Here is an 8288-nt window from a genome sequence, read left to right on the forward strand (position 1 = left end):
GGTGATGCCGGTGGTCAGGTGGCCGTCGGACTCCTCAGGCCGGTTGAGCATGAGCGCGAGGTAGTCCTGGCCGTTGGTGCCGGTGAACACGCCGGTGCGGCTGCCGCGCAGCGTGGCCGGGTCGATGCCGGAGCGTTCCAGTGCCTCCCAGGAGGTCTCCAGCAGCAGGCGCTGCTGGGGGTCCATGGTCGTGGCCTCGCGGGGCGATATGCCGAAGAACGTGGAGTCGAACAGCGGCGCGTCGTAGAGGAAGGCTCCCTGGCGGGCGTACGTGGTGCCGATGCCGCCCGCCGAGTCGAAGACGCCGTCGAGGTCCCAGCCACGGTCGGCCGGGAAGTCCGCGACGGTGTCACGGCCCTCCGTGAGCAGCCGCCAGAACTCCTCGGGCGTGTCCGCTCCTCCGGGAAAGCGGCAGCCCAGGCCGACGATCGCGACGGGCTCCTGGCGGTTCGTCTCGACGTCATGAAGACGCTTGCGGGTCTGGCGGAGGTCCGCCGTCACCCTTTTCAGGTAGTCCCGCAGCTTCTCTTCATTGCTCGCCATCGTGCTCCACTTCCTCGCGAAAAAGCCGTGAACGGACCCGTCGCCCAGGGCCGGATGGTCAGATCCCGAGTTCCTTGTCGATCAGGTCGAACATCTCGTCGTCCGTCGCCCCGTCCAGTTCCGCGATCGCGTCGTCCGTCTCGTCGGCGGCGTCGGTGCCGGTCCATGTCGCCAGCAGTCCCCGCAGCTTCGCCGTGATCTCCGGGCCGGCCTCGCCGCCGGCCGCGGCCTGGGCCGCGAGGACCCCCGCCAGTCGGTCGATCTCGGCGACGAGCCCGGACCCCGCGGCCGGGTCACCGTCCGGGCCGACGAGTTCGCCCTCCAGGTACCGGGCGATGTCCACGGGCGCCGGGTAGTCGAACACCAGGGTCGCCGGCAGCCGGAGCCCGCTGGCGGCGCCGAGCCGGTTGCGCAGCTCCACCGCGGTCAGCGAGTCGAATCCGGCTTCCCGGAACGCCCGGCCCGGATCCACCGCTTCGGACCTGGCGTGTCCCAGAACCACGGCGGCCTGCTCCCGCACCAACTGCACGAGAACCGCTGACCGTTCGTCGGCGCCCAGTCCGGCGAGCCGCTGCCGCAGCGCGTCCGCGTCCGCTCCGGACGCGGCGTCCCGCAGCGCGGCGTCGGCCTCCGGTATCTCCCCCAGCAGGGCGGTACCCCGCCCGGCGGTGAAGGCGGGGGCGAAGCGCGTCCAGTCGACCCGCGCCACGACGGCGGCCGGTTCGCCGGCGCCCACCAGTCGCTCCATCGCCCCCAGCGCCGGCTCGGGGTCCAGTCCGGTCAGGCCCCGGCGGCGCAGATACTCCTCGACACCGCCGTCGGCCGCCATGCCGTCCTGCGCCCACGGTCCCCACGCCACGGACGTGGCCGGAAGCCCGGCCGCCCTGCGCCGCTCGGCGAGGGTGTCCAGGTAGGCGTTGGCGGCGGCGTAGTTGCCCTGGCCCGGCGAGCCGACGGAGCCCGCGAAGGAGGAGAACAGCACGAACGCCGACAGCTCCCGGTCACGCGTCAGCACGTCGAGGTTGCGGGCCGCGACGGCCTTGGCGCGCAGGACGGCCGCGAAGCGCTCCGGGGTGAGCGCCTCCACGAGCCCGTCGTCGAGGACGCCCGCCGTGTGCACCACCGCGTCCACGGGGTGCTCGGCCAGCAGCGCGGCGAGCGCGTCCCGGTCCGCCGCGTCACAGGCGGCCACGGTCACCCGTACGCCCGAGGCCGTGAGTTCGTCGCGCAGATCTGGTGCGCCGGGTGCGTCGAGGCCGCGCCGGCTGACCAGGACGAGGTGCTCGGCTCCCCGCGCGGCGGCCCAGCGGGCCACCCGGGCGCCCAGCGCACCCGTACCGCCCGTGATCAGCACGGTGCCCGAGGGACGCCAGGCCGCGCCGAGGTCACCGGCTGCCGTGCGGCCGATCCTCCGCCCGAGGACACCGGTCCCCCGGATCGCCACCTGGTCCTCTCCCGAGCGGCCCAGGAGCACGCCGACGAGGCGGCCCGTGGTCCGCCGGTCGACGAGGCGGGGAAGGTCGACCAGACCGCCCCAGCCCTCCGGGTGCTCCAGCGCCGCGACCCGGCCCAGTCCCCACACCGCGCCCTGCGCCGGGTCGGGCGCCAGGTCGGACCGGTTCACCGAGACCGCGCCCCTGGTCAGTGCCCACAGCGGGCCGGCGATGCCGGCGTCGCCCAGCGCCTGTACGAGTACGGCGGTGGCGGCGGGGCCGACCGGAACACCATCACCGGCGTCCGCCCCACCGTCGGCGGTGTGCTCGTCCTGCGGCCCGGACAGCGCCAGGAAGGACAGGACACCGGCGACCGGATCGTCCGCCGCCGCCGAGGTCAGGAGCGTGGCCAGCGCGGCCCGGTCGGTGCCGGGCTCGTACACGACCGGTACGAGCTCGGCCCCGTACGCGGCCAGCCCCTCCAGCACGGCATCGCTCCACGCGTCCTCCCGCAGCGCGGCGGGCAGCACGGCCAGCCAGCGTCCCGGCAGCGCACCGCCGGACACCGCACCGAGCGGTCGCCAGTTCATGGCGTAGAGCCAGTCGTCGACCCTGGACTGCTCCTGCTGTCCCCGCCACCACGACGACAGCGCCGGCAACAGCCCGTCCAGTGTGTCCTGGGCCACCCCGAGCGAGTCGGCCAGTGTACGGGCGTCGCCCCGCTCGACGGCCGTCCAGAACCCGGCGTCCGCGCGGCCGGAGGCGCCCACCGCGGACGGGCCGCCCAGCCTGGCGCCGTCGGGCCAGAAACGCTCGCGTTCGAAGGCGTAGGTCGGCAGGTCCACCACGGTCGCCCCGGTCGGGGCGTAGAGGGCGCGCCAGTCCACCTGCCCGCCGTGCAGATGCAGCCCCGCGACCGCGGAGAGGAGCGAGTGGGCCTCGGTGCGGTCCTTGCGCAGGGTCGGGGTCAGCAGAACACCCCGGTCCTCACCTTCGAGACCGCTCTGCGCCAGCGCGGTCAGGGTCCCGTCCGCACCCAGCTCCACGAACCGCGACACCCCCTGCACATCCAGACACCGCACCGCATCGGCGAACCGCACCGGCCGACGCACGTGCTCCACCCAGTAGTCCGGCGAGGTCAGCTCCTCGGCGGTGGCCGCGGCCCCCGTGACGGTCGAGACGATCGGTGTCCGCGGCTGCTCATACGACAGGGACTCGGCCACCGTGCGGAACTCGTCCAGCATCGGTTCCATCAGCGGGGAGTGGAAGGCATGGCTCACCCGCAGCGCCGTGACCTTGCGGCCCTGGCCGCGGAAGTGGTCCGCGATCTCCTCGACGGCTTCGACGGCACCCGAAACGACCACCGCCCGCGGCCCGTTGACCGCCGCGATACCCACCCCGACACCGAGCAGCGGCAGCACCTCCTCCTCGGACGCCTGGAGCGCCACCATCGCACCACCCTCAGGCAGCGCCTGCATCAGCCGGCCCCGCGCCACCACCAGACGGCACGCGTCCGCCAGCGACCACACCCCGGCCACATGCGCCGCCGCGATCTCACCGATGGAGTGACCCGCCAGCACATCCGGGCGCACACCCCACGACTCCAGCAACCGGAACAACGCCACTTCCAGCGCGAAGAGAGCGGGCTGCGCGAACTCCGTACGGTTCAAACGCTCGGCATCCTCACCGAACACCACCTCCCGCAGGGCAAAGGGGAGTTCCGCATCCACGGCATCGAAGGCCTCGGCGAACGCCGGGTAGACCTCGTACAACTCCCTTCCCATGCCGAGTCGTTGCGAGCCCTGCCCGGCGAACAGGAAGGCGAGCCGTCGGCCCGAGCGGCCGGGCGTGCCAGTGATCACGGAGGCGTCGTGCTCGCCGATCGCCAGTGCGCGCAGTCCGCGCAGCAGTGCGGCGCGGTCGGCGGCCAGGACTGTGGCGCGGTGCTCCAGCCAGGGGCGGAGGGACGCCGAGAGGCCCAGGTCGCTCAGGCGCAGTCCGGGGTCGGCGTCGACCTGGGCCCACAGCCGTTCGGCCTGGCCGCGCAGGGCACCCTCGGACGCGGCGGACAGCGTGATCGGGGTGAGCGGCAGCTCGTCGGCTGCCGTGGCCGGTTCGGGGCCCGTGTCGGGGAGCGTGGGGAGGGGATCGGGGGACTGCTCGATGATGACGTGGGCGTTGGTGCCGCTGATGCCGAAGGACGACACGCCGGCCCGCCGGGGACGGCCCTGCGGCTCCGGCCACTCCACGTTCTCCGTCAGCAGGGTGATGTGGCCGGCCGCCCAGTCGACGAACGGCGACGGCTCGTCGGCGTGCAGGGTGCGCGGCAGGACACCGTGCCGCATCGCCATCACCATCTTGATCACACCACCCACACCGGCCGCCGCCTGCGTGTGACCGATGTTCGACTTCAACGAGCCCAGAAGCAGCGGCTCTTCACGCTCCTGACCGTAGGTCGCCAGCAGCGCCTGCGCCTCGATCGGATCACCCAACGGGGTACCCGTGCCATGCGCCTCCACCGCGTCCACATCGGCCGCCTTCAGCCCGGCACCCGCCAGCGCCTGCCGGATGACGCGCTCCTGGGAGGGACCGTTGGGCGCCGTCAGACCGTTGGAGGCGCCGTCCTGGTTGACCGCGGAACCCGCCACCACCGCCAGCACCCGGTGACCGTTGCGGCGCGCGTCCGACAACCGCTCCAGCACCAGCATGCCGATGCCCTCGGACCAGGCGGTACCGTCGGCGCCGGCCCCGAAGGACTTGCAGCGGCCGTCGGAGGCGAGGCCACGCTGCTGGCTGAAGTCGACGAAGGTGTCCGGTGTGGACATCACCATGACGCCGCCGGTCAGGGCGAGATCGCACTCCCCGGCCCGCAGCGACTGGGCGGCCAGGTGAAGGGTGACCAGGGAGGAGGAGCACGCGGTGTCGACCGTCATCGCCGGGCCCTCGAGGCCGAAGGTGTAGGCGATACGGCCGGAGTGGACGCTGCTGGTGTTGCCGGTGAGCAGGTAGCCGTCGGAGTCGTGCTCGCCCTCGCGCAGGCAGGAGTTGTAGTCCTGCCCCATGACACCGGCGAACACACCGGTGCGGCTGCCGCGCAGCGAGGTCGGGTCGATGCCCGTCCGTTCCAGGACCTCCCAGGACACTTCCAGCAGGAGCCGCTGCTGTGGGTCCATCGCCAGCGCCTCGCGCGGCGAGATCCCGAAGAGTCCGGCGTCGAAGGAAGCCGCGTCGTAGAGGAAACCGCCCCGGCGGACATAGGTCCGGCCGAGTCGGCCGGGCTCGGGGTCGTACAGCGCCTCCAGGTCCCAGCCGCGGTCCGTCGGGAAGTCGCCGATCGCGTCGCCGCCCTCGCTGACCAGTCGCCAGAGGTCCTCGGGCGACTCGACGTCGCCGGGAAACCGGCACGCCATGCCCACGATGACCACCGGGTCGTTGTCCATGCCCTTCCAGGCATGCGGTGCCGCCCCGTGGGCCTCGGCGGCGTCACCGGCGAGGGCGGTCAGCAGGTGCCGGGCGAGCACGACGGGCGAAGGGTGGTCGAAGACCAGCGTGGCGGGCAACCGCAGCCCGGTCGCCGCGTTGACGCGGTTGCGCAGTTCGACCGAGGTCAGTGAGTCGAAGCCGAGGGTCCTGAACGCCTGTCCGGGGTCCACGTCGGCGGCGGAGGCATGGCCGAGTACCTGGGCCACCAGACCGGAGACCAGCTCCAGCAGGAACGGTTCGCGTTCGGCGGGGGGCAGGGCCGCCAGCCGGCTCCGCAGGCCGTCGCCGCCGGTGCCGTGACCGCCGGTGTGCGCGGTGCGCCGGGCCGGGCCGGACACCAGTTGCCGCAGCAGGGCGGGTGTTTCGGAGAGTGCGCGCAGCGCACGGAGGTCGAGGTTGACCGGGAGCAGGAAGGAGGGCTCGGCGTCCTCGAGTACGGCGTCGAGGACCGCGAGGCCCTGCTCGACGGCGAGCGGCCGCACGCCGCCGCGCGCCATACGGTTCAGGTCCGCCTCGGTGAGCTCGGCGGTCATGCCCGCGCCGGGTGCCCAGGGGCCCCAGGCGAGCGAGACCGCGGGCAGGCCGAGGTTCCGGCGGCACCGGGCGATGGCGTCCAAGTAGGCGTTCGCCGCAGCATAGTTGGCCTGTCCGGCGCCGCCGAAGGTGGCGGAGACCGAGGAGAAGAGCACGAACGCGGCCAGGTCCAGGTCCCGGGTGAGCGCGTCGAGGTGTTCGGCCGCGTCCGCCTTGGGACGCAGCACCGTGAGCAGCCGTTCCTCGGTGAGGGAGGTCAGCACGCCGTCGTCGACGACTCCGGCGGTGTGGATCACCCCGGTCAGCGGGCGGTCGGCCGGTACCGACGCCAACAGGTTCTCGAGTGCCTGCCGGTCGGCCACGTCGCAGGCCGCGACGGTGACGTCGGCGCCAAGGCCGGTGAGTTCGGCTGTGAGTTCCGCCGCGCCCGGGGCCTCGGGTCCGCGCCGGGCCGCCAGGAGCAGGTGCCTTACACGATGGTGGGTGACCAGGTGACGTGCGACCAGGGCGCCCAGGCCGCCGGTGCCTCCGGTGACGAGGACGGTGCCGTCCGCGAGGCGCACGGTGCCGCCCTCGCCGCCGGGGCCGGCGTCGCTGGTGGCGGAGGTGGAGGCGGAGGCGGAGGCGGAGGCGGACAAGGGTGCGGGGACCAGCCTCGGAACGAGTACCTCGTTCCCGCGGACGGCCAGTTCGGCCTCGGCGGCGGGGAGATCGGGTCCGGCGAGCAGTGCGACCAGGGTGTCCCAGGATCCGGGAGTGCCGTCCAGGTCGGCCAGCACGAAGCGGCCGGGGTTCTCGGTACGGGCCGAGCGCACCAGACCCCACAGAGCGGCCGTCGCCGGATCCGACTCCTCCTCGGGCCGCACCGCCACCGCACCCCGGGTGACGACGACGAGCCGGGCCTCGGCGAGTTCGTCGGCCGCCAGCCAGTCCTGTACGAAGGCGAGCGCGGCGGTGGTGACGACGTGGGCCGCGGCGGAGGAACCGCCCAGCGAGGCGTCCGCGGGGCCGCTCCACGGCAGCAGCACGGTCCCGGGGACGGGCTCACCGTCGTGCACGGCCCTCGTCAGCTCCGCCCGGGTACGGGCGGGGACGGCGGGGTGCCCGGCGGTCGGGTGGTCTTCCGGGGCCGCCTGGTCCGTCAGCAGCACCATGCGACCGTCCCCGGGCGCCGGCCCGTCGGCGGGGGCCTGAGCCGAGGCCGGGGAGGGCAGCGCAGTCCAGTCGATCCGGTACGTCCCGGCGGGGGTGGCCGGGCCTGGACCGCCCACCCCTTCGGCGGGCACCTCGCGCAGCGCCAGCGACTCGACGGCGGCGACCGGGCCGCCGGACGGGTCGGCCAGGTACAGGGACACCGCGTCGGATCCGGCCGGAACCACCCGTACCCGCAGGGCACGCGCCCCTCCCGCGTACAACGACAGCCCGCGCCACGAGAACGGCATCCGTCCGGCGCCCGCCTCGCCGAGGGGACCGAACAGGACGGCGTGCAGGGCGGAGTCGAGCAGGGCGGGATGCACCCCGAAACGGCCCGCGAGCGCCTCGTGTTCCTCCGGCAGGGCGACCTCGGCGAACACCTCCTCGCCACGCCGCCACACGCGGCGCAGCCCCTGGAACACCGGGCCGTACGCCAGCCCGGCAGCGGTGAACCGCTCGTACACATCGGTCACGGGGCGGGGCTCGGCGCCCGGCGGCGGCCATGCGACGAGGTCGGACGGCGCGTCGCGGTGTGCTTCCGCCGCGGTGTCCGCGGCCAGCACACCGTCGGCGTGCAGCACCCACGGGGTGTCGTCCGAGCCTTCCTCGGGGCGTGCATGCATCTCCACGGTGCGCCGCCCCGAGTCGTCGGCCGCACCGACGCTGACCCGCACGCGGACCAGGCCCCGCTCCGGCACCAGCAGCGGCACCGCGATCGTCAACTCCTCGACCCGGGTGCACCCCACCTGGTCGCCCGCGCGCAGCGCCAATTCGGCCCAGCCCGTACCCGGGAAGACCACCGCGCCCAGGACGTCGTGGTCCCGCAGCCACGGGTGTGAACTCAGCGAGAGGCGCCCGGTCAGCACCGCTCCCCCGTCGGCGAGTTCCACGGCGGCGCCCAGCAGCGGGTGCGCGGCCGCGTCGAGCCCGGCGGCGGCCAGGTCGCCGGGGCTGTGCGACGGCTGCGGCCAGAACCGCTTCCGCTGGAAGGCATACGTCGGCAGCTCGACGACGCGGGCGGCGCCGGCGGGGAGGACGGCACGCCAGTCCACATCGGCGCCCGCGGTGAACAGGGCGGCGAGCGCGGCGAGCGCGGCCGGT

Annotated in this window: 2 protein-coding genes; both read right to left on the reverse strand. The window is 74.1% G+C overall.

Annotated features, from left to right (window positions below; genetic code table 11):
- On the reverse strand, positions 1-543 hold a 543-nt coding region (locus tag AQJ64_RS44570), incomplete at its 3' end, for a beta-ketoacyl synthase N-terminal-like domain-containing protein (RefSeq protein ID WP_211286544.1).
- 58 nt (positions 544-601) lie between these two features.
- The gene (locus tag AQJ64_RS44575) at positions 602-8239 is read right to left on the reverse strand and encodes a type I polyketide synthase (RefSeq protein WP_211286545.1); all 7638 of its coding nucleotides are present in this window, start codon (positions 8237-8239) and stop codon (positions 602-604) included.
- Positions 8240-8288: the final 49 nt, after the last annotated feature.

The sequence above is a fragment of the Streptomyces griseoruber genome, assembly GCF_001514205.1.
GTDB lineage: Bacteria > Actinomycetota > Actinomycetes > Streptomycetales > Streptomycetaceae > Streptomyces > Streptomyces griseoruber.